Consider the following 17,704-nt stretch of genomic DNA (forward strand, 5'->3'; position numbering starts at 1 on the left):
AGGCAGGCTTGCCGCCGGCGGCTCGGCGACCAACAGGCGGCCGAGATCCCGTACAAGCTGACGCACCATCAATACTGAGCCGACCTGCAATGGGATGCTTCGAGAAAAGGCCGGCACGCATGCCGCGCCGACCCGGGCTCATGTTCGCGGCGCTGACGAAGCGTCGGGGGCAGTGAGCCCGGGCCGTCACCCAGTGCGGCGCGGTGCTGGGTGGTCAGGCTCCCGTCGCGTCCTTCACGTACGGCGACCTTGCTGTTGCGGGTTCCGTCGCGGCCGTGGGTTCGAGGCCGCCTTCGCTGAGGCCGAACCGGTCATGCAGCTTGCGGAGGAAACCGGGTGCGTACCAGGCCCAGTGGCCGAGCAGGCGCATGGCGGCGGGGACGAGTACGCCGCGTACGGCGAGGGCGTCGATGAGGACGGCCAGTCCGCTGCCCAGGCCGAACATCTGCATGAAGCTGATCTTGGCGGTGCCGAAAGCGAAGAAGCTCACCGCGAGGAGGAATGCCGCCGCGCTGACGATGCGTCCGGTGTGGCCGAGGCCGTCGGCCACGGCGGTCTCGTTGTCCTTGCCCAGATCGTGGAGTTCTTTGATCCGGCTGGTGACGAACACCTCGTAGTCCATCGAAAGGCCGAAGGCGATGCAGAACATCAGCACCGTCATCGACATTTCCATCGGCTGCGCCGTGAAGCCGAGCAGGGAGGAGAGGTTGCCGTCCTGGAAGATCCAGGTCATGACGCCGAGGGTCGCCGCCAGGCTGATCACGTTGAGGACCAGTGCGCGCAGCGGCTGCACGACGCTGCCGGTGAACAGGAAGAGCAGGACGAAGGTGGTGAGGGCGACCAGGGCCACGGCGATCGGGAGCCGGCCGCCGATGGAGTCCTTGGAGTCGACCAGTACGGCGTCGGTTCCGCCCACGAGGGGGTGTGTCCCGGCGGGCGGGATGAGTGCCCTCACCTGTTTCACCAGGTTCTGGGCCGCGTCCGACTTCGGTGTCAGGGAGCTCACCACACTGATGCGCTGCGCGTCGGGCAGACCGAGCGCGGTGTTGCCGGGAGCGGTCGTCGTGGACTGTCCCGCGGCGTAGGTTCCCGTGCTGGTCTCGACGCGTATGACACCCTTGAGCCCGGACAGTTCGACCGCGTACGACTCCAGCGGGGCCTTGTTCACGGGCTGGTCGATGACGATGTTGACGGCCGAGTCCTCGCTGCCGTCGAAGTTCGCCCGCAGTGCCGTGGAGACCTGGCGGCTGGCGGCGTCCTTGGGCAGGACGCGTTCGTCCGGTGTGCCGAAGGTGATGCCCAGCAACGGGCTCGCCGCCGCCAGCAGTACGGCGAGTACGGGAAGCGCGGTGAGCGCGGGCCGCCGCATGACGGTGCGGGCCAGCCGTCCCCACATCGGTGCCCGGGCGGCGGAGTGCCCCGGCTTCGCCCACGGCAGCCGCCCGCTGTTGACCCGGTGACCCAGGACGGCCAGCAGGGCCGGCATCACGAACAGGGTGCCGAGGGCGGCGACGGCGACGACACCGACTCCGGCGAAGCCGAACGAACGCAGGAAGTACTGCGGGAACACCAGGAGCGCCGCGAGCGCCGCCGCCACGGTCGCGGCGGAGAACGCGACGGTGCGGCCGGCCGTGTGCACGGTGCGCCGTACGGCGTCGTCCACGCTCGCTCCTGCCGCGAGTTGCTCCCGGAAGCGGCTGGTCATCAGCAGGGCGTAGTCGATGCCCAGTCCGAGGCCCAGGGCGGTGGTGAGGTTGGTCGCGGTGTCGGCGACGTCGGTGACGCTGCCGAGGAGGGAGAGCTGGGCGAACGAACCGATGACGGCGATGACGGCGATGGCCAACGGCAGCAGGGCCGCGACCACGCTGCCGAAGACGAACAGGAGCAGCACGAGGGTGAGCGGTATGGCGATGGTCTCGGCCAGGACCAGATCGTCGACCACCTGTTTCGACAGGTCGTTGCCCACCGCTGCGCCGCCTCCGGCCTGGACTGTGAGTGCGGCCTTGTGGGTTCCGGTGTAGGCGTCGAGGATTTTCCGGGCGTTTTCCCGCTGCTGCGTCTCGTCGCCTGTCACATGGGCGAGCACCATGGCTTCGCGGCCGTCCCGGGAGCGGAGGTCGGGGCTGCCCGTGTCCCAGTACGAGACGACGTTGGTGAGCTCCTTCTCTTTCCTGAGGTCGGCGACCAGGGTGTGTCCGCTCTGCGTGGCGGCGGGGGTGTCGATGCGACCGGCGGGGGCTTGGACGAGCAGGACGAGGTTCGTCTCTCCGCCGAACTTCTCGTCGATGACCTTCGTGGCCCGGGTGGACTGGGAGGCGGGGTCGTCGAAGCCGCCTCCGCGCAGCTTTTCGAATGCGCCGGCTCCCCACACGCCCATGAGGGCCACGGCCACGATGGCGATGACGAGGACCAGCCGGGACCGGCGAATCGCAAGTTCGGCCAAGCGTTCAAACACGTGCGTTCTCCTTTGCGTTCTTACGGGGGAAGTGGCCTGAAACAGCCGGATGTACAGCGGCGCCGGCGCAGTGCCCCGCCAGGCCTGAGTGCTGCGCGGTGAGTTACTTGCTATCTGGTTCGTTAGAAGTTGTAACTCACTCACGGAGGGAGTGTCAATAACCTTCGTGATAGCCTCTAACTAGATGGTGAGGGAGGGCAGGTCATGGACGGAGCAGAGGCGACGACGCCACGCGAGCGCTACCGCGCCCAGGTGCGTGCGGAGATCAAGGAGCATGCGTGGGAACAGATCGCCACGGCGGGGGCGTCCGCGCTCTCCCTCAACGCGATCGCCAAGCGAATGGGCATGAGCGGGCCCGCGCTCTACCGGTACTTCGCCAGCCGTGACGAGCTGATCACCGAGCTGGTCAGGGACGCGTACCGCAGCCTCGCCGACACCTTCCGCGCGGCCCGCGCCGCGGGTGCCGATCCGACCGGCCTCGCGCACGCGCTGCGCGGCTGGGCCCTGGCCGACCCTCAGCGGTACTTCCTCGTCTACGGCACCCCCGTCCCCGGCTACCACGCGCCCGACGACATCACCGCGATCGCCTCCGAGATCATGGCGTCCCTGCTCGACGCGTGCGTCGAACTGTCCACGGACGGCCCGGCGACCCCGTTCGATGCCCACCTCGCCGAACACCGGGACTGGGCGGTTGGCCACCCCGCCCCGCCCGCCACGCTCCACCGGGCCCTGACCTTCTGGACCCGCCTGCACGGGGCCCTGTCCCTGGAACTCGCCGGCCACTTCACCGGGATGGGGTTCGACCCCGCGCGGTTCTACGACGCCGAGCTGGCCGACCTGCTGCGCATGCCCACGGAGTCCTGAAAGGCGTCTTGTTCCGCCGCCCACTCAGCTCTCGCCGGTGCCACGCGTCGGCAGCGGCCGCCGCGCAAGCACGCCAGAAGGAGCGGCGGGCTCGGTGAGGGACGGGTGCGGCGGGCTCGTGCAGCTTCTCCACAACCAGGCGGACGACGGTGCCTTCGATGATGGGCAGCTGGCCGTCGTCGTCGAGCCGTGCCGCCCGGCGGGTGAGCGGCGGGTGCGGCCGGTCTCATGTCTGCGCGGTCGCTGTCCCGCAGAGCCGGGTGTCCGTGGTCGTCAGGGCTCGTTCGGCGTCCCAGGTGCTGGGGTCCCCGAAGGTGAACTCGCCCCCGTGCTTGGGTGGCCGGCGCCCTCGGGGTCGTAGACCACCCTCGGCAGCGGAACGCATCCCTCGGGATGCCCTGATGCACCGGACTCACGCCCACGGCCTTCGTGCTGTCCCTGTGCCTCTGTAACCGAGCACAGGATCAGACGAAGGCCGCCACTGCTTCAGACAGTTCCCTTCTCGGTGATCAAGTTCGAGGGATCAACCGACTGAACCCAAGAACTTCGCCTCCTGTGGAGGGCTAGGTGCGGGGGAGCGAGGTGTTGGTGATCGGGAGCGGCTGGTCCACGCCCGCCACGTAGAGGTCCTTCGGGGCCGTACGCAGCACGAACGTGTCGTCGTCGCGTGAGACGCGCACGGTCAGCACGAAGAAGCCGTGGTCCTCGGCGGTCGTCTTCACCTGGTACTCGTTCTCCCAGTAGGTCTGCAGGAAGACCTCGGTACCCCCGGGCTCGACCCCCTTGGGGAGGGTGACCTTGCCAAGGATGGTGAGGGTGTCGCCCGCCTTCACCTTCTTCTTGTTGACCTGGTAACTGACGGTGCTGGACTTGGCGTTGGCAGCCACGGTGGTGTCCGCGAAGTAGCCGTCCTGCGGGGTGTTGAGGTCGCCGTCCTCGTCGTAGAGAGCGGTGATCTGCACCCCGTGCTGGACGTTGAGCAGGCTGCTGCCGGTCACGTGGTCGATGTCGACGTCGGGGACGGTGAACTTCCCGCCGGCGTCGGTGACCGGCGTGCCCAGGTCACGCGGTTCGTAGTAGTGGGGGTCGATCGGGTCGCCCCACGGGTTCCAGGTGGTGAATTGGACGACCTCCTGGATGGTGACGGGGATGTTGGGCGCCGGGGTGCCGTCGGCCTTCGTGACGGTGCCGATGACGTCGACGTGGCGGTTGTCGTAGTCGGTGCTCGTCGGGTTGGTGGTCACGGTCAGCACGTAGGCGTCGCCGGGGGAAGCGTCCGAGGGCTTGGCTGAGGCGGCGGGCGCGGACAGCGCGCCTGCGGTGAGCAGGAGCGCGGCGGTGGCGGCAAGCCGCGTCGGTAGGGACTTCCTGGACACAGGACAACTCCAACTTCGGTCGGAACTAAAGGAGTTACGCCGGGCGGCACCGGTTCCGCCGCGGCGCAGGTGTGCGACGCAGCAGGTTCGACCGGCGAGGTGGGGCGGGAGTTGTGCCCTGTCCGGCCGCTGTTACGCGGCTGTGGCAGGAGGTGGATTTGTCCGGGTTGCGCGTTCACCTGGACGTCGGCCGCAGGCTGCCCCGCATTGCCCTCGGCGGGTGGGCGAAGGGGAGGCGGGGAGCTAGTTCCGGGGCCTGTTCAGCCCAGATCGCTGTCCCCTGAACGGCCTGTGTGTCCTTCTGACGGCGGCCGAGGAACACCAGTTGCCTCGACGAGGCGGCCCCGGTGTACGACCACACCCTCGACACCTTCCTCGATACGCCGCTCACGGACCCGGAGAGCGCGGAACGCGACCACTCTCCACGGGTGTTGCGCACCACTCTGTGTCCGACCGGCTGGCGCCGCGTTCGATCTGGCACATAGCGATGGTGCCGTTGACCAGTGAGAAGACCAGGCCGAACCACAGGAAGGTCAGCGCGCCGGGCCTGACCTCGGCGGTGAGACGTCGGCCGTGGGACACCGGGTCCCCGTCGAGTTCACGCGACTGCGCTGCGGCGAAGGTGAGTTCGGCCCGCCGGAAGGTGAGGAACTCCACCGGTACGCCCTTCGTGCTGGTGTTCTCGGGGACGAGCGTGTCCACGGTCGTGCGCCGCGAGTTCCACCTGCGGCCGCGCATCGGGACGCCCAGGGCACGCAGCCAGCCACCGGGGCCGCGCGGGTCGAGGATCAGCAGATCGAGCGGTCCGTCGTCGGGACGGGCCGCCGGGAGGAGCTTGAGACCGCCTTGTACGGTGCCGACGTTGGCGACGAGCACCATCCGGGCCCGCCGGGGCGTCCGCGGCCACCCTGACGGTTCCGTCGCCGCCGCAGCTTCTGGCGGGTCGCTTCGCCGGTCACCGTGGGGTTGAAGATCACGGCAGTGCTGCCGGGCTCGCGGGTGAACAGGGCACGGCCGACGATCAGCAGGGACAGGGCGCCGTTGGCCATCCCGCCGATCATGTCCGTGGGGTGATACATGCCGCGACGCCACATCGGCAGCCGGGGTATGAGCAGCAGCCACACAGCTCAGCAGGGTGATGGCGATCACCGTGAGGGTGTTGCCCGCCTCCGAGCCGAGGTACGACAGGGTGGTGAGCGGGCCTGTACGGCTCCGCGCGAGTCCCTCGTTGACGTTGTCCTCGACCGTCAGCGGCCACACGTTCCGGGCGGGGCCCGTGACGTCTCAGCCGACGCTGTCGCGCGGAAGCACCATGCTGCGGAGGTCGTTGCAGCCCGCCGACGGAGAGCCGCCCGGAACCGGCCATGTCTGGTGGGACTGAAGAGCGAGGCTCACCAGGGTGAGGAGCAGGCCGATGTCGGCGTCCACCTCGAGGCGTATGGTCACCCACCGTGATTCGGGCACCATCCGGACCGCGGTGGCGCCCCTGAGGTGATCCTGGAAGCGGTGAATGGCACGCGCTGTGAGGTGCAGGTCGACATCGTGATCCGAATGGAAGTGCACGATCTCGCCCTGCGCCGAACTCAGCGCCCGCCCTGTGCCGCAGCTCGGCCGGGCCTCCGCGAGGTCCGGCCAGCCCGCCAGTTGCGTCATGGCACGCGAGGCCAACGTCATGCGCCCATCATGACGAGCTCACCGTCCGGCCACCAGAACTTGAGCAAGCTGTAACGGAGCCGTAGCCCACGCATGTCCGGAAAGGGCGGGTGGAAGTCAGGGGCGTTTCTCCTCGAGCGGGCAGCGTTCCCCGAGGTCGAGGGCGAGGTCGTACGGGACGGGTGGGTCAGGCGGGGTCGCGTACCTCGAACTGGAGGGCGAGGACGAGCCTGATGCCGGGATCGGCGAGATTGATACCGATGGTCTGTTCGATCTGCGTCAGTCGGTAGCGCAGGGTGCCGCATCACCCGGTCCCGACGTCAAGCAGGTCCCGCAGCCAGTCCGGGCCGTCGCCGCCGAGTTCTCGTGGGGACGGCCGACGGTCAGGACGAGGTACCAGAGGTGGGACAAGTGCCCTGCGTGCACGGTCAGGTCCCGGGACCGCTGTATCGGCCGGCGCGGCGACCCAGTGGGTGCCGCGCAGGAGTTCGATGGAGTCGCCGGAGCCGGTGACGGTGGGAGCGCCGTGCGGCAGAACGGCGAGCTGTTCCCTCTCGACCCGGTGGGTGCGGTAGTCCTCGGTCCTGTGCCGCATCAGATGCACCGCGAGCCGGTGGGCGATCCGCGCGAACGCCGTCACCTGCCGCCGCTCGCCCCCGATACCACCGCCCACATCGATCCGAGGCCGAAGCTCCCGGCGCGCAGCCCGACGGCGAGCCGGTCGGCGGCGCCCTCCGTCACCCCGCGCACCAGCTCGTGCACCACCGCCCCGCACAGCCGAGCGGCCCCGGACTCCAAGGTCCGGGGCCGCTCGGCATCGGTGTGCGGACTCACGCCATCCGCACGTGGACTCACGCCATCCAGAAGAAGACCGCGGTCATCCGCTTGTCCTCCATCGTGCTGCCCCAGTAGCCGGTGGCGCTGTGCATCAGGTTGGCGTGGTAGAGGAGCAGCCGGTTGTAGCGGTGCGGGACCTCGAGGTCCTCGACGAAGGAGTCCGGCGCCACGAACCGCGTACCCAGCGCGTCGACCAGGTTGTTGTGCGGAGCCGCCACCACGTTCCCGCCGAGCCGGCCGCCGGGCAGGCTCTGCCGGTAGAAGCTCGTTCCGCAGCTCTTGGGTACGACCGGGTTGAGATAGAGCACGGCGGCGTACCGGCACAGCGCGCGGGAGTCGGTGTGCGGGCGCGGTTGGCCCTCGTCCTTGCCGACCACCTGGACGCAGTTGTGGTTGAGCGTGCCCCCGGAGGGTGTGCTCTGCACCCACAGCTCCTTCGCGCCGGTGGCCTTCTTCACCAGCCGTTCCACACGGGCCAGTTCGTCCGGTTCGAGCCCCGGCATCGTCCGCAGGCCCGGCCAGCTCTCCGAGGTGTACGGGTAGCCCTTGGCCCACTCGTCCTTGGCGAGACAGCGCGCCCGGACGGCGTCCACGTCGGGCAGCACATCGTCGAAGACCCAGTAGTCCCGGTCACGGGTCGGTTTCCGATAAGGGAGGACGGGGAGGGCCGGAGTCCGTGGGGGGTGTGAGGACATGCGGCCGACCATAGTGGCGGCGTCGGTCACCACTCGCCTGGGAATTGGTCAACAATCTGTCAACTTCGCTTGGCGTCAAGGCTGTCCGCGCGCCCTCTGTGTCGCGCGCCAGCCCCGTGTGCTTCCCGCACGTGCCCCGCGCGCCAGCTTGGAAATGAGATCCATTTTCAGATAGCGTCGGTCGTGTCCACCTACCTTGGAGATCGACATGGCCGTGCCCAAACGCAAGATGTCCCGCAGCAACACCCGTCACCGCCGCGCCCAGTGGAAGGCCGCCACGGCGCGGCTCGTCCCGGTCACCGTCGGCGGCGCCTCCCACCTCGTACCCCAGCGACTGGCCAAGGCGTACGAGCGCGGCCTGCTCCTCCCGGAGCGCTGAGATGCGCGCGGCCTTCGTCGGAAAGGGCGGCAGCGGCAAGACCACGCTGTCGGCCCTCTTCTCCCGCGAGCTGGCGCACTCCGGCGCGCCCGTCGTCGCCATCGACGGCGATATCAACCAGCACCTGGCCCACGCCCTCGGCCTCGGCGACGACGAGACCTTCGCCGCCTCGCCTCTCAGCGCGCGACTCGGCGAGATCAAGGCCCACCTGCGCGGCAGCAACCCGCTCATCACCTCGCCCGAGGCCATGATCAAGACCACCCCGCCGGGCCGCGGCTCACGCCTGTTGCGCCTCCTCGGCGACGACCCGGTGCACACCGCGCACCTCCAGCGGGTCGGCGGCGTACCGCTGATGGTCACCGGTGAGTTCGACGAGAGCGATCTCGGCGTCGCCTGCTACCACTCCAAACTCGGAGCGGTGGAGCTGTACCTCAACCATCTCGTCGACGGGCCCGGCGAGTACGTCGTCGTCGACATGACCGCCGGTGCCGACGCCTTCGCCTCCGGACTGTTCACCCGCTTCGACATGACCTTCCTGGTCGCCGAACCCACCCGCAAGGGTGTCTCCGTCTACCGCCAGTACCGCGACCACGCCGAGGAGTTCGGCATCCCGATCGCGGTGATCGGCAACAAGGTCACCGCCGAGGACGACCTGCTCTTCCTCAAGGAACAGGTCGGCGACGACCTCCTGACGTACGTCCGGCACTCCTCCTGGGTGCGCGCCCAGGAGCAGGGCCGACCCCACGGCGACCTCGAACCGCACAACATCCATGCGCTGCGCCACATGCGGACGGCCCTGGACGCCCGTACCAAGGACTGGACGGCCTTCCAGGAACACGCCGTCGCCTTCCACCTCCGCAACGCCGCCGCCTGGGCCGACCGGGCCACCGGCACCGACCTCTCCGCACAGGTCGACCCCGACTTCCGGCACGGCCCCACCGCCCTCGAACCGTCCGCCGACTGATCCCCCGCGCACGGCCGGAGTACGACCGGCGCACCACCGAACCACCTAGCGACAGGACTGCCACTCTCATGTCACTCGACGTCTCCCCGAAGCTGCTCGCCGAAGCCGAACGCGGTCCGGTCCGCGAGGCGGACTTCGTGGACACCGTCCGTACGTCCCTGCCGTACGCGTACGACCTCATCGCCGACCTGGCTCATCAACTCCGCGACGGTACGGCTGAGTTCGCCGACAACCACACTCCGCCGCCCTCCGAGAGGGAACGCGGCCAGCTACTGAGGGCGCTCGCCAGCGACGCGATCCGCGGCAGCCTGGAGCGGCACTTCGGCGTCACCCTCGCCTTCATGAACTGCCACCGCGTCGCGGTCTTCCGCCCCGAGGGCCGGGGCGGCGCGACCCACTCCCGGTTCACCTCACAGCGTTCGCAGATCCTCAACCAGTCACCCGAGTTCCGCGACTGCTGAACCCCGCGGCCACACGTCCGTCCGTCACGTCGTGGGCTGGGTGGTCAGCGACTGCTCGGCCCAGATGACCTTCCCCTCGGGGGTGTAGCGGGTGCCCCAGCGTCGGGTGAACTGGGAGATCAGGAACAGCCCGCGGCCACCCTCGTCGGTGGTCTTCGGATGCCGCAGATGCGGGGCGGTCGCGGTGCCGTCGGAGACCTCGCAGATCAGCGCCCGCTCGGTGATCAGACGCAGCCGGATCGGCCCCGAGGCGTACCGGATCGCATTGGTGACGAGCTCGCTCACGACCAGCTCGGTCGTGAAGACCAGCTCGTCCAGGCCCCACGCACTCAGCTGCTGCGTCGCCACCTTCCTGGCCTCGGCGACCATGGCCGGATATGTGGACAGGTCCCAGGTCGCGACCTGCTCGGCGCCGAGCCGGCGGGTGCGCGCCATCAGCAGCGCCACGTCGTCGTACGGCCGCGACGGCACGAGATCGTCCACGATCGTGCGGCACATGCCGTCCAACGGCTGACGGTGCGAGGCCAATGCGCCCCGCAGCCGCTCCCGGCCCGCGTCCGGATCCCGTCCCGTGCGGGGCGTGGCGATCAGCCCGTCGGTGTGCAGGGCGAGCACACTGCCTTCCTCGAGGGTGAACTCCACCGATTCGAAGGGCAGTCCGGCGACACCCAGCGCGGGACCACGGGGAAGGTCCGCGAACGTGACGGTGCCGTCGGGAGCGATGACCGCGGGTGCGGGATGCCCCGCGCCCGCCATCGCGCACCGCCCGCTCACCGGGTCGTACACGACGTACAGACAGCTGGCTCCGACGGCCTGCATCCCGCTGGTGAGGGTGTCCGCGCCGCTGCCCTCCTCCCGGGCGGCCCGGCTGACCAGGTCGTCCAGGTGCGCGAGCACCTCCTCGGGCGACAGGTCCAGATCGGCGAGGGTCTGTACGGCGGCCCGCAGCCGCCCCATGGCGGCGGCGCCGTCGATGCCGTGACCGGTCACCTCGCCCACGACCAGTGCCACCCGCGCCCCGGACAGCGGAATGACGTCGAACCAGTCCCCGGCGAGGCCCGTCAGCTCGTCCGCGGGCCGGTAACAGGCCGAGACCTCCACCGCGTTCTGCTCGGGGAAGCGGTGCGGGAGCAGATTGCGCTGGAGGACGAGCGCCGCGTCGCGCTCACGGGTGTAGCGACGGGCGTTGTCCAGGCACAGCGCCGCCCTGCCGACGAACTCCTCCGCCAGGCTCAGATCGTCCTCGTCGAAGGGGTCCTCGCGGTCGCGCCGGAAGAATGTGGTGATCCCCAGTGTGACGCCACGGGCCCGGACGGGCACGATCATCGCGCTGTGCAGCCCGAGGTCGAGGAAAGAGGCGGCCGGGCCCTCGCGGGCGCTCGTGCTCCACTTCCTGGCCTGCGGGTCGAGCCGAGGCTCACGCCAGGACCGGCCCTCGGCCAGAGCGCGGACCGGGGGAGAGGTCGTCTGGTAGGTCGCGGCCTCACCCACCTCGACCGCGGTTTCCGGGATACCGGCCCGGACCGACTGCTGTCCGGCACGCCGCAGTGACACCACGTCCGTGTCGCTCAGCCGGCCGGGCATCGGCTCGGCTCCCCTGAGTACGGATTCCAGCAGGTCCACGGTGACGAAGTCGGCCAGCCCCGGTACGGCGACATCGGCCAGCTCCTGTGCGGTGTGCAGGACGTCCAGACTGCGACCGATGTGCTCGCCGGCCCGGTCGAGCAGCGCCAGCCGCCGTCGCGCACGGTAGCGATCGGTGACGTCGACGACGGTGTAGTAGACCCCGATCGGGTGGCCGTGGTCGTCTTCGAGCCGGATGAACGACAGGGAGTGCGCGGACTCACGATGCGGCGCGGACTGTACGCGGCCCACGTGTTCGTACCCGACGACCGGCCGGCCGCTCTCCAGCACCCGGCGCATCTGGGCCTCGAGCGTCTCGGCGTCCAGGCCCGGCTGGATGTCGGCGAGCCTGCGCCCCAGCCGCCGGTGCGGCGACCCCCCGCCGAACTGCTCCAGCGCGGCATTCGACCACACATAGCGCAGGTCCGTGTCCACGATGGCGATGCCCACCGGCGAGCGGGCGTTCATCCGCTCCAGCACCGACCGGCTCATGTCCCAGCCGGGGCCACCGGCCAGATCGGCGAGCAGCACCACCCAGCGCGTCGGTCCGCCGCTCTCGCGTATCGGGACGGCCCGGACCATCACCCGGACCGCGTGCCCGTCCCGGTGCAGCGCGGACAGCAGTCCCGCCCAGCCGCCGCCGTCGCTGCACCGCGCCGCAAGATCCGGGATCCGGGCCGCGTCCTCCGGAAGCAGCAGGTCGGCGGCGCGGCGACCCAGGACCTCGGAGGGCGCGTACCCCAGCAGGCGCTCGGCGTCCGCGGTCCAGCTGGTCACCGTCATCCGGGCGTCGAGCAGCAGCGGCGCGGCGTCCGCCATGTCGAAGCGCCGGCGGGCGGCCGGCACGTCTCGTTCCTCGCTCGCAGCCACGGCGACCCTCTCCGCTCCCCGAAGGTGGTCCTACCCGTTATTTGCCCATTCTTCACGTTGTACGACCACGTGGGCTCGGGGGTCTGGGGGGCCGTTGAACCCCGGGGCCGTCAGCCACGTATCACTCCACGGGGATGGCGTGAAACCGCGCGCACGGAAGGAGAGCAGTGTGCCGACACCGCCCGAACCAGGGCAGCCCGGGGGGCGACGGGCGATCGAACCCACCTATGTTCAGCGGCGCCGCCGGACGGAGGCACTCGCGCAACTTCTGAAGGAGGTGCGGGAGGAACAGCACGGGCCCGACTCGGACGAGAACTACGAGGTCATCGCCGTACCGGCCACGACGGTGGCCGTGACGCCGCCGGTGGTCGAGGACGCGACCGAGGAACTGCCACCCGTCCTCGTGGGCGAGGACTACACCCGGGGCGGGAGACCGGTGGGGGCTCGCGGGCCCTCCTCCGCTCCCGGAGTCCACCGCGAGCGCGGGCGCGCGGGCGGGCGGACGGCCGGGTGGGGCACGGGGCACCGCCGCGCGGCGGTCGTCATCGGGGTCACGGGTGCGGCCCTCGTCGGCTTCGCCCTCGCGCTCCTGCTGCCCGGCGGTGAGCAGGAGGCCGGAGCGCAGGCCGGGCGAGCCCCGACCGGCGCGCCCACGACGGCCGCCGTTCAGGCCCCGTCCGCGAGCGCCGACCCGGACGGTGCGGGCACCCTGCGCGAGGGGGACAGCGGCCCCGCGGTCAAGGACCTGCAGCAGCGGCTGCTCCGGATCCCGAACGTCTACGACCACGGCTCCACGAACGGCACCTACGACGCCACGCTCACGGCCGCGGTCGCGCGCTTCCAGGTCTGGTACGGGATCCGGGGAGACGAGACGGGTGTCTACGGCAACGACACCCGCGCCGACCTCGAATCCCGTACGACGCTGTGACCCCGTACGGCTCTGCGGCTCTGCGGTTCTGTGGCTCTATGGCTCTACGGCTGTATGGCGGGCGAACGGATGCCGAGCGCGCCAGGGCCGTCAGGTGGCCGCGGACGACCGGGTGAACTCCCTTATGGCCCGGGCGAGTTCCGTCGGCCGGTCCAACGGGACGAGCGTGTAGCTGTCGTCGATCTCGACCAGCCGTCCCCGCGGGAGCAGCGCGGCGAGGCGCCGGCCGTGCTCGGGCGGCATCACGCGGTCGCCGCGCGCCCAGACGACAAGGGCGGGGCGGTCGAAGCGCGGCAGTCGTTCGGCCGTGGCGAGCAGCAGACCGGTGTCCGCCGCCGCCGCGCGGAGTGTGCGCACGGCGTCGCGGCGGATCTCCGGCCGTTCGAGGACCGGCCTGATCCACCGAGCGGTGGCGGCGTCCCCCCGGAGCGTCAGCCACCCGAAGGCGATCGGCATGCGGCGCAGCGGCCGTAGCCGCATCTGTTGCATGAACATCCCGAACAGCCGAGGCGGGAGCCTGCCACTGAGGACGAGCGTCCGGCCCGTCAGCCCGGGCGGGAAGTTGTCGAAGGCGTCGCACGACACGAGCACCACCCCCGCCACCCGTGCCGCACCGTCGCCCATCATGAGCTGGACGAGTGCACCGCCGGTGTCATTGCCGACCAGGACGACGTCCCGCAGATCGAGGCGGTCGACGAACTCCGCGACCAGCCGGGCCACCCCGGGCAGCGACAGGTCGGCGTCGGCCCGCATTCCGTGCCGGTGCGCCCCGAGCGGCAGGGTCGGCGCCACGCACCGGTGGTCGGCGGCGAGCTCGGTGATCGTCTCGTCCCACAGCGAGGCGTCCATCATCAGCCCGTGCAGCAGCACCAGCACCGGACCGTCGCCACCCGTGTCCCGGTACGCGACCGTCCCCGCCGTCAGCTCGATCTCCCCCGTCGTCATCGGCGCTCCGCGGAGCCGACGGAGGCCACGGGGGAACCGAGCACATGTCGGCGCAGGAACGACAGTTCGGCGTCCACGGCCCGTTCGTGCGCGTCCAGGAACGGCGCGTAGTGCCCACCGGGCAGCCGGACCGTCTCCACGTGGGGCGCCCGCCGCGTCGCGTGCACGGCCGCCGTGGGCGAAGCGGACTGGTCCTGCTCGCATACGACGACGAGCAGCGGACACCGTACGCGGGCGGCGTCACGGCCGGGACGGTAGAACCCGATGCCGAGCGCCGAGCGGGCCGCGACCTCCTGCCGCCAGTCCGGATACCGGTCGCCGGGATTGAGCGCGCGCGGGACGTCGGCCGTGTCCGGCGTGGTGAGGACGGCGACGGTGCCGGGCTCGCCGCTGAGCGGCACCAGCAGCGGCGGACGGCCGAGGAGGCCGTCGGCCGCGTCGAGGACGCCCCTGCCGAGCAGGCGCAGCAGGGCGAGTGGCTTCTGGTGGCGCGCCGCGAGGCGTGCGGCGGCCAGGCCCCCGACGTTCGGCGTCTGGGCGATCACCGCGGCGAGGTGCGGGGTGCGCGCCGCGACCCGGAGGAGGTGACCGGCGGATGCGGAGAACCCCCAGACCGCCAGCCTGCTCCGGTCGACTCCCGGCAGGGTCGCTGCGAACGCGACAGCGGCTCGCCAGTCCGCCAACTGCCCGCTGACCGAGGCGACTTGACGCGGCCGACCACCGCTCTCACCGAATCCGCGATAGTCGAAGGCCAGCACGCCGAACCCGGCGTCGTGGAACCGCCGCGCGAACAGGTCGGTGCCCGGTTCCTTCGTCACGGCGAACCCGCCCGCCATGATCACGCAGGAGCCGTCGCTCCCCGGATAGTGCCAGGCGGCGCACTCGCTGCCGCCACTGCTGAAACGGACCTTCTGCCGCTCCCCGGACACCGGATCGGTCACGTCGTTCACAAGAGCCTCCTGTCATAAGTCCTGTCATAACGGCCTCCCGCGCGCGTCTGCCGCGTCCTTGCCGAGCCTCCGCATCCAAGAGGGGTCATGAGGACCCCGGTGTGACATCGCCGCGACACCTCGTCGCACTCCCCGCCGGGGACGCACCTGTACGGGCCCGCAGGAGTACCGCGGTGGAGAACCGAACGCGCACAGAGGTGAGCGGCCTGGCTTGGAGGCGAGCGAGACCCGGCGCCACGGTAGGGGGAGCCATGCGAACATCAGCGGGTGACCGACGATGAGGAGCTGTTCGCCGCCGACCTGATCGGTAAGCGGCTGCTGCGGGTGGCCACGGCTTGGCACCACTACGCCGATGGCGAGCCGTCGCTGGTGCATCTGTGGCTCCATCTCGAAGGCCTCGGCCCGGTCCACTTCCACACACCCAGCACTGGCCTGTCGCTGACGATCGACCAGCCGCACGAGCCGTACTCGATGGAGCAGTACGGCCGTATCGTGGTCGTCGAGGATCCACCTGGCCTGTCGGTGACCCGGTTCATCGGCGAGCGGGTCCGCTCGGTCCGAGAGATCAACTATCGGGACGCGCGCGTCGACTTCGGGGCCGGACTCACGCTCCAGTTCCCCGGCGGGAGCATCCGCCTACTCGCCGTCGACGACGAGCTCGTCCTCGCCCACGACCAGCACCTGGGGCCGGTCGAGAGCCACTTGCAGGAGGACGTGGTCCTCGCCCGGGTGGTGCAGACCTGCGGCGGCTTCCCGTCGCAGTGGGACGCGTGGACGACCGGCGGCCAGTACCTGTATCTGCGGTACCGGCACGGGGAGGGGACCGTCGAGCAGCATCCGAGTGAGGACACCGACACGTGGGACGGTGAGGAGTCCAGGCTTTGGACGATGTGGGACGACGGGACCGACGGTGGCCACATCGAACTCACCGATTTCCTCGCCCTGGCCGGCCTACGGCTGGCCTCCACCGCCGAGATCTCTGACCGATGACGACGCGGTCCTGAGTAGCGATGCCGCACCCCAGTGCTCGTCCGGAGCGAGGGCAGAAGAAATTGAGCAGGTCCGGCCACGTCGGCAGTTCGTCCGCCGGTCAGGGGGCGAGTGCGTCCGCGAGCGCGACGGGGGATCCGCACCGCGGTGGGCGACATCCACGGGAACACCGCAGGCCGCCATCGCGCCTGCGGATGGCCTGACACCTCACGAAGACCCGGGACCCGGGAGTCCGGGGCGATACAGGGATGCGATGCTCTGCCACTCAGTCGCATACTCACGGCATGGTCTCCTCGTCTGCCGCGCATCGGTTCCGGGATCCGCGGAGCACGAAGTACGACTTCATCGGCTCGATGCTCGTGCGCTGCCCCAACTGCGCGAAGGTCGCTCACGTCGTGCCGTCACCCGGGGGTGCCGGAGACGCGAGAGCGACACTGTTCACGCCCAGGCGTCTTGTCTGCCGAAACTGCGGGCTGTCACGGGTGTCGACCGCCAGTCGCGTCTCGTTCAGCCGGGGTACGGCTCAGCCCGCGACGGACCCGTACTTCGGCATGCCACTGTGGCTCCAGCGCGAGACCCGTCATGGGTGGTTGTGGGCATACGACCTGGACCATCTGGACCTGCTCCAGCGCTTTGTCCAAGCGCCGTTGCGTGAACGAGCACCCTGGTACGACACCAGACAGAAGATGACACTGGTGGCGCGTCTGCCGCTATGGATCAAGCGGGCGAGGAACCGGGACGAAATCCTGCGCGCTGTCACCCGGATCCGTGCCTCACTGACGTCCGACTGATCGGTACCTGCCGACCTGGAACGGCGAGCGCCGACTGGTAGTGGTCTGGGAGCTGTCGGGCACCGGTGAAGCACGTCAGCAACGCGCGCTGCGGCTGATCGGCGTCGGATTCGCGGCGCTCGCGGTCCACCTGCGGGTGCGGTCCACCTGGGTGCCGGCCGCCGGCCCCCCCGCGCCATTCGCCGCCGGCATCGGGTGGACCGCGGTCACCCGTCATGCTCCGATGAAGCTCACCGTTTCTGTCATGTCCGCCCGCCCGGTGCGCAGCGGTGGCACGCCCTCCTTCTCGAACCCCACCGCGACACCGCAGAACAGCACGAGCCCGTCATCGGCTCCCACCACCTTGCTGACCGTCTCGCGGAACATCGTCCACATCACCTGGGGGCAGCTGTGCAATCCTTCCGCCCTCAGCAACAGCATGACCGTCTGCAAGTACATCCCCGCGTCCCCCCACTGCCCGGGCCCCATCGTTCGGTCGAGGTAGCAGAACAGTACGACCGGCGCCCCGAACGCGTCCGAGTTCACAGCGGCGATCTTCGTGGGCCTCTCGGGGTCGTCGCGCTTGATTCCCAGCGCTTTGTACCGCTGGGCAGCCGCGGCGGAGAAACGGTCCAGGTACGGTGAGGTCAGTTCGGCCGGGTACATCGGATACTCCCGCTCATCACCTGGGTCTCCCGCCAGTGCCCTGGCCGTCGCGCGTCTCTTCAGTTCGGCCAAGGGCTCACCGGTCACGACATACAGGTGCCAAGGCTGGAGATTCCCACTCGACGGGGCCCGCGTCGCTGCGGCCAGCACTCGTTCGAGCACCCCTTTGGGTATCGGCTCACCGCTGAACGCCCGCACGGCCCTGCGACTGTCCACGGCTTCATACACATCCACGTCTTCTCGTCCTCTCACTCACTCCAGGGCGGGCAGCGAAGACT

At 70.1% G+C, this 17,704-nt stretch carries 19 protein-coding genes; 7 read left to right on the forward strand and 12 right to left on the reverse strand.

Going from position 1 to position 17,704, the window contains the following annotated elements; translation table 11 throughout:
* Positions 1–214: 214 nt before the first annotated feature.
* The gene (locus ACIRA5_RS50155) at positions 215–2,455 is read right to left on the reverse strand and encodes an MMPL family transporter (RefSeq protein WP_403704395.1); all 2,241 of its coding nucleotides are present in this window, start codon (positions 2,453–2,455) and stop codon (positions 215–217) included.
* Between the two features lie 204 nt (positions 2,456–2,659).
* Between ACIRA5_RS50155 and ACIRA5_RS50160 the strand changes: the two genes are divergently transcribed.
* Positions 2,660–3,319 carry a TetR/AcrR family transcriptional regulator gene (locus tag ACIRA5_RS50160; RefSeq protein WP_403704398.1) on the forward strand — a complete coding sequence of 220 codons (660 nt, stop codon included), beginning with the start codon at positions 2,660–2,662 and terminating at the stop codon, positions 3,317–3,319.
* 563 nt (positions 3,320–3,882) lie between these two features.
* On the opposite strand, the gene ACIRA5_RS50165 is transcribed toward ACIRA5_RS50160, so the two are convergent.
* The 7 genes from ACIRA5_RS50165 to ACIRA5_RS50195 form a co-directional block, all read right to left on the reverse strand.
* The gene (locus tag ACIRA5_RS50165; RefSeq protein ID WP_403704401.1) at positions 3,883–4,695 is read right to left on the reverse strand and encodes an acyl carrier protein; all 813 of its coding nucleotides are present in this window, start codon (positions 4,693–4,695) and stop codon (positions 3,883–3,885) included.
* 387 nt (positions 4,696–5,082) lie between these two features.
* A complete protein-coding gene (locus ACIRA5_RS50170; RefSeq protein WP_403704404.1) occupies positions 5,083–5,574 on the reverse strand; it encodes a diacylglycerol/lipid kinase family protein in 492 nt (163 codons plus the stop codon).
* Between the two features lie 405 nt (positions 5,575–5,979).
* Complete coding sequence (locus ACIRA5_RS50175; RefSeq protein WP_403704407.1) at positions 5,980–6,369, reverse strand: luciferase family protein; 390 nt, start codon at positions 6,367–6,369, stop codon at positions 5,980–5,982.
* 166 nt (positions 6,370–6,535) lie between these two features.
* Complete coding sequence (locus ACIRA5_RS50180) at positions 6,536–6,643, reverse strand: hypothetical protein (RefSeq protein WP_403704481.1); 108 nt, start codon at positions 6,641–6,643, stop codon at positions 6,536–6,538.
* A gap of 9 nt (positions 6,644–6,652) precedes the next feature.
* Positions 6,653–6,988 (reverse strand): hypothetical protein, encoded by a 336-nt coding sequence (locus ACIRA5_RS50185; protein WP_403704410.1) that lies wholly within the window; start codon positions 6,986–6,988, stop codon positions 6,653–6,655.
* The gene (locus ACIRA5_RS50190; RefSeq protein WP_403704413.1) at positions 6,985–7,182 is read right to left on the reverse strand and encodes a hypothetical protein; all 198 of its coding nucleotides are present in this window, start codon (positions 7,180–7,182) and stop codon (positions 6,985–6,987) included. The genes ACIRA5_RS50185 and ACIRA5_RS50190 overlap by 4 nt, the downstream gene beginning before the upstream one ends.
* A gap of 17 nt (positions 7,183–7,199) precedes the next feature.
* Positions 7,200–7,880, reverse strand: a complete 681-nt coding sequence (locus ACIRA5_RS50195; protein WP_371642791.1) for a DUF6445 family protein — start codon at positions 7,878–7,880, stop codon at positions 7,200–7,202.
* 208 nt (positions 7,881–8,088) lie between these two features.
* Here ACIRA5_RS50195 and rpmF point away from each other — a divergent pair, with 208 nt between their 5' ends.
* From rpmF to ACIRA5_RS50210, 3 genes are all read left to right on the forward strand, one after another.
* Positions 8,089–8,259, forward strand: coding sequence for a 50S ribosomal protein L32 (rpmF, locus tag ACIRA5_RS50200; RefSeq protein WP_403704417.1), 171 nt, complete (start codon positions 8,089–8,091; stop codon positions 8,257–8,259).
* A gap of 1 nt (position 8,260) precedes the next feature.
* Positions 8,261–9,223 carry an ATP-binding protein gene (locus tag ACIRA5_RS50205; RefSeq protein ID WP_403704420.1) on the forward strand — a complete coding sequence of 321 codons (963 nt, stop codon included), beginning with the start codon at positions 8,261–8,263 and terminating at the stop codon, positions 9,221–9,223.
* A gap of 68 nt (positions 9,224–9,291) precedes the next feature.
* The gene (locus ACIRA5_RS50210; protein ID WP_403704423.1) at positions 9,292–9,684 is read left to right on the forward strand and encodes an SCO5389 family protein; all 393 of its coding nucleotides are present in this window, start codon (positions 9,292–9,294) and stop codon (positions 9,682–9,684) included.
* 24 nt (positions 9,685–9,708) lie between these two features.
* Here ACIRA5_RS50210 and ACIRA5_RS50215 read toward each other — a convergent pair whose 3' ends face one another.
* Positions 9,709–12,126: a SpoIIE family protein phosphatase gene (locus ACIRA5_RS50215; RefSeq protein ID WP_403704484.1), complete on the reverse strand. Its 2,418-nt coding sequence runs from the start codon at positions 12,124–12,126 to the stop codon at positions 9,709–9,711.
* Between the two features lie 220 nt (positions 12,127–12,346).
* Between ACIRA5_RS50215 and ACIRA5_RS50220 the strand changes: the two genes are divergently transcribed.
* Positions 12,347–13,105, forward strand: a complete 759-nt coding sequence (locus ACIRA5_RS50220; protein ID WP_403704425.1) for a peptidoglycan-binding protein — start codon at positions 12,347–12,349, stop codon at positions 13,103–13,105.
* 90 nt (positions 13,106–13,195) lie between these two features.
* On the opposite strand, the gene ACIRA5_RS50225 is transcribed toward ACIRA5_RS50220, so the two are convergent.
* Both ACIRA5_RS50225 and ACIRA5_RS50230 read right to left on the reverse strand, forming a co-directional pair.
* Complete coding sequence (locus ACIRA5_RS50225) at positions 13,196–14,050, reverse strand: alpha/beta fold hydrolase (RefSeq protein WP_403704428.1); 855 nt, start codon at positions 14,048–14,050, stop codon at positions 13,196–13,198.
* A complete protein-coding gene (locus ACIRA5_RS50230) occupies positions 14,047–15,000 on the reverse strand; it encodes an alpha/beta hydrolase (RefSeq protein ID WP_403704430.1) in 954 nt (317 codons plus the stop codon). Before ACIRA5_RS50230 ends, ACIRA5_RS50225 begins: the two co-directional genes overlap by 4 nt.
* 267 nt (positions 15,001–15,267) lie before the next feature.
* On the opposite strand from ACIRA5_RS50230, the gene ACIRA5_RS50235 reads away from it, so the two are divergent.
* The gene (locus ACIRA5_RS50235) at positions 15,268–15,990 is read left to right on the forward strand and encodes a hypothetical protein (RefSeq protein ID WP_403704433.1); all 723 of its coding nucleotides are present in this window, start codon (positions 15,268–15,270) and stop codon (positions 15,988–15,990) included.
* Between the two features lie 284 nt (positions 15,991–16,274).
* Positions 16,275–16,781 (forward strand): hypothetical protein, encoded by a 507-nt coding sequence (locus ACIRA5_RS50240; protein ID WP_403704436.1) that lies wholly within the window; start codon positions 16,275–16,277, stop codon positions 16,779–16,781.
* A 213-nt stretch (positions 16,782–16,994) separates the two neighbouring features.
* On the opposite strand, the gene ACIRA5_RS50245 is transcribed toward ACIRA5_RS50240, so the two are convergent.
* The gene (locus tag ACIRA5_RS50245) at positions 16,995–17,660 is read right to left on the reverse strand and encodes a nitroreductase (RefSeq protein ID WP_403704439.1); all 666 of its coding nucleotides are present in this window, start codon (positions 17,658–17,660) and stop codon (positions 16,995–16,997) included.
* Between the last annotated feature and the right edge of the window lie 44 nt (positions 17,661–17,704).

The organism is Streptomyces sp. NPDC096311, from assembly GCF_044763085.1.
Lineage (GTDB): Bacteria > Actinomycetota > Actinomycetes > Streptomycetales > Streptomycetaceae > Streptomyces.

Coding starts and splice junctions, on each gene's coding strand:
- ACIRA5_RS50160 (WP_403704398.1), top strand. CDS start 2,660: ATGGACGGAGCAGAGGCGACGACGCCACGCGAGCGCTACCGCGCCCAG.
- ACIRA5_RS50170 (WP_403704404.1), bottom strand. CDS start 5,574: ATGGTGCTCGTCGCCAACGTCGGCACCGTACAAGGCGGTCTCAAGCTC.
- ACIRA5_RS50175 (WP_403704407.1), bottom strand. CDS start 6,369: ATGACGTTGGCCTCGCGTGCCATGACGCAACTGGCGGGCTGGCCGGAC.
- ACIRA5_RS50195 (WP_371642791.1), bottom strand. CDS start 7,880: ATGTCCTCACACCCCCCACGGACTCCGGCCCTCCCCGTCCTCCCTTAT.
- rpmF (WP_403704417.1), top strand. CDS start 8,089: ATGGCCGTGCCCAAACGCAAGATGTCCCGCAGCAACACCCGTCACCGC.
- ACIRA5_RS50205 (WP_403704420.1), top strand. CDS start 8,261: ATGCGCGCGGCCTTCGTCGGAAAGGGCGGCAGCGGCAAGACCACGCTG.
- ACIRA5_RS50210 (WP_403704423.1), top strand. CDS start 9,292: ATGTCACTCGACGTCTCCCCGAAGCTGCTCGCCGAAGCCGAACGCGGT.
- ACIRA5_RS50215 (WP_403704484.1), bottom strand. CDS start 12,126: ATGGCGGACGCCGCGCCGCTGCTGCTCGACGCCCGGATGACGGTGACC.
- ACIRA5_RS50225 (WP_403704428.1), bottom strand. CDS start 14,050: ATGACGACGGGGGAGATCGAGCTGACGGCGGGGACGGTCGCGTACCGG.
- ACIRA5_RS50240 (WP_403704436.1), top strand. CDS start 16,275: ATGGTCTCCTCGTCTGCCGCGCATCGGTTCCGGGATCCGCGGAGCACG.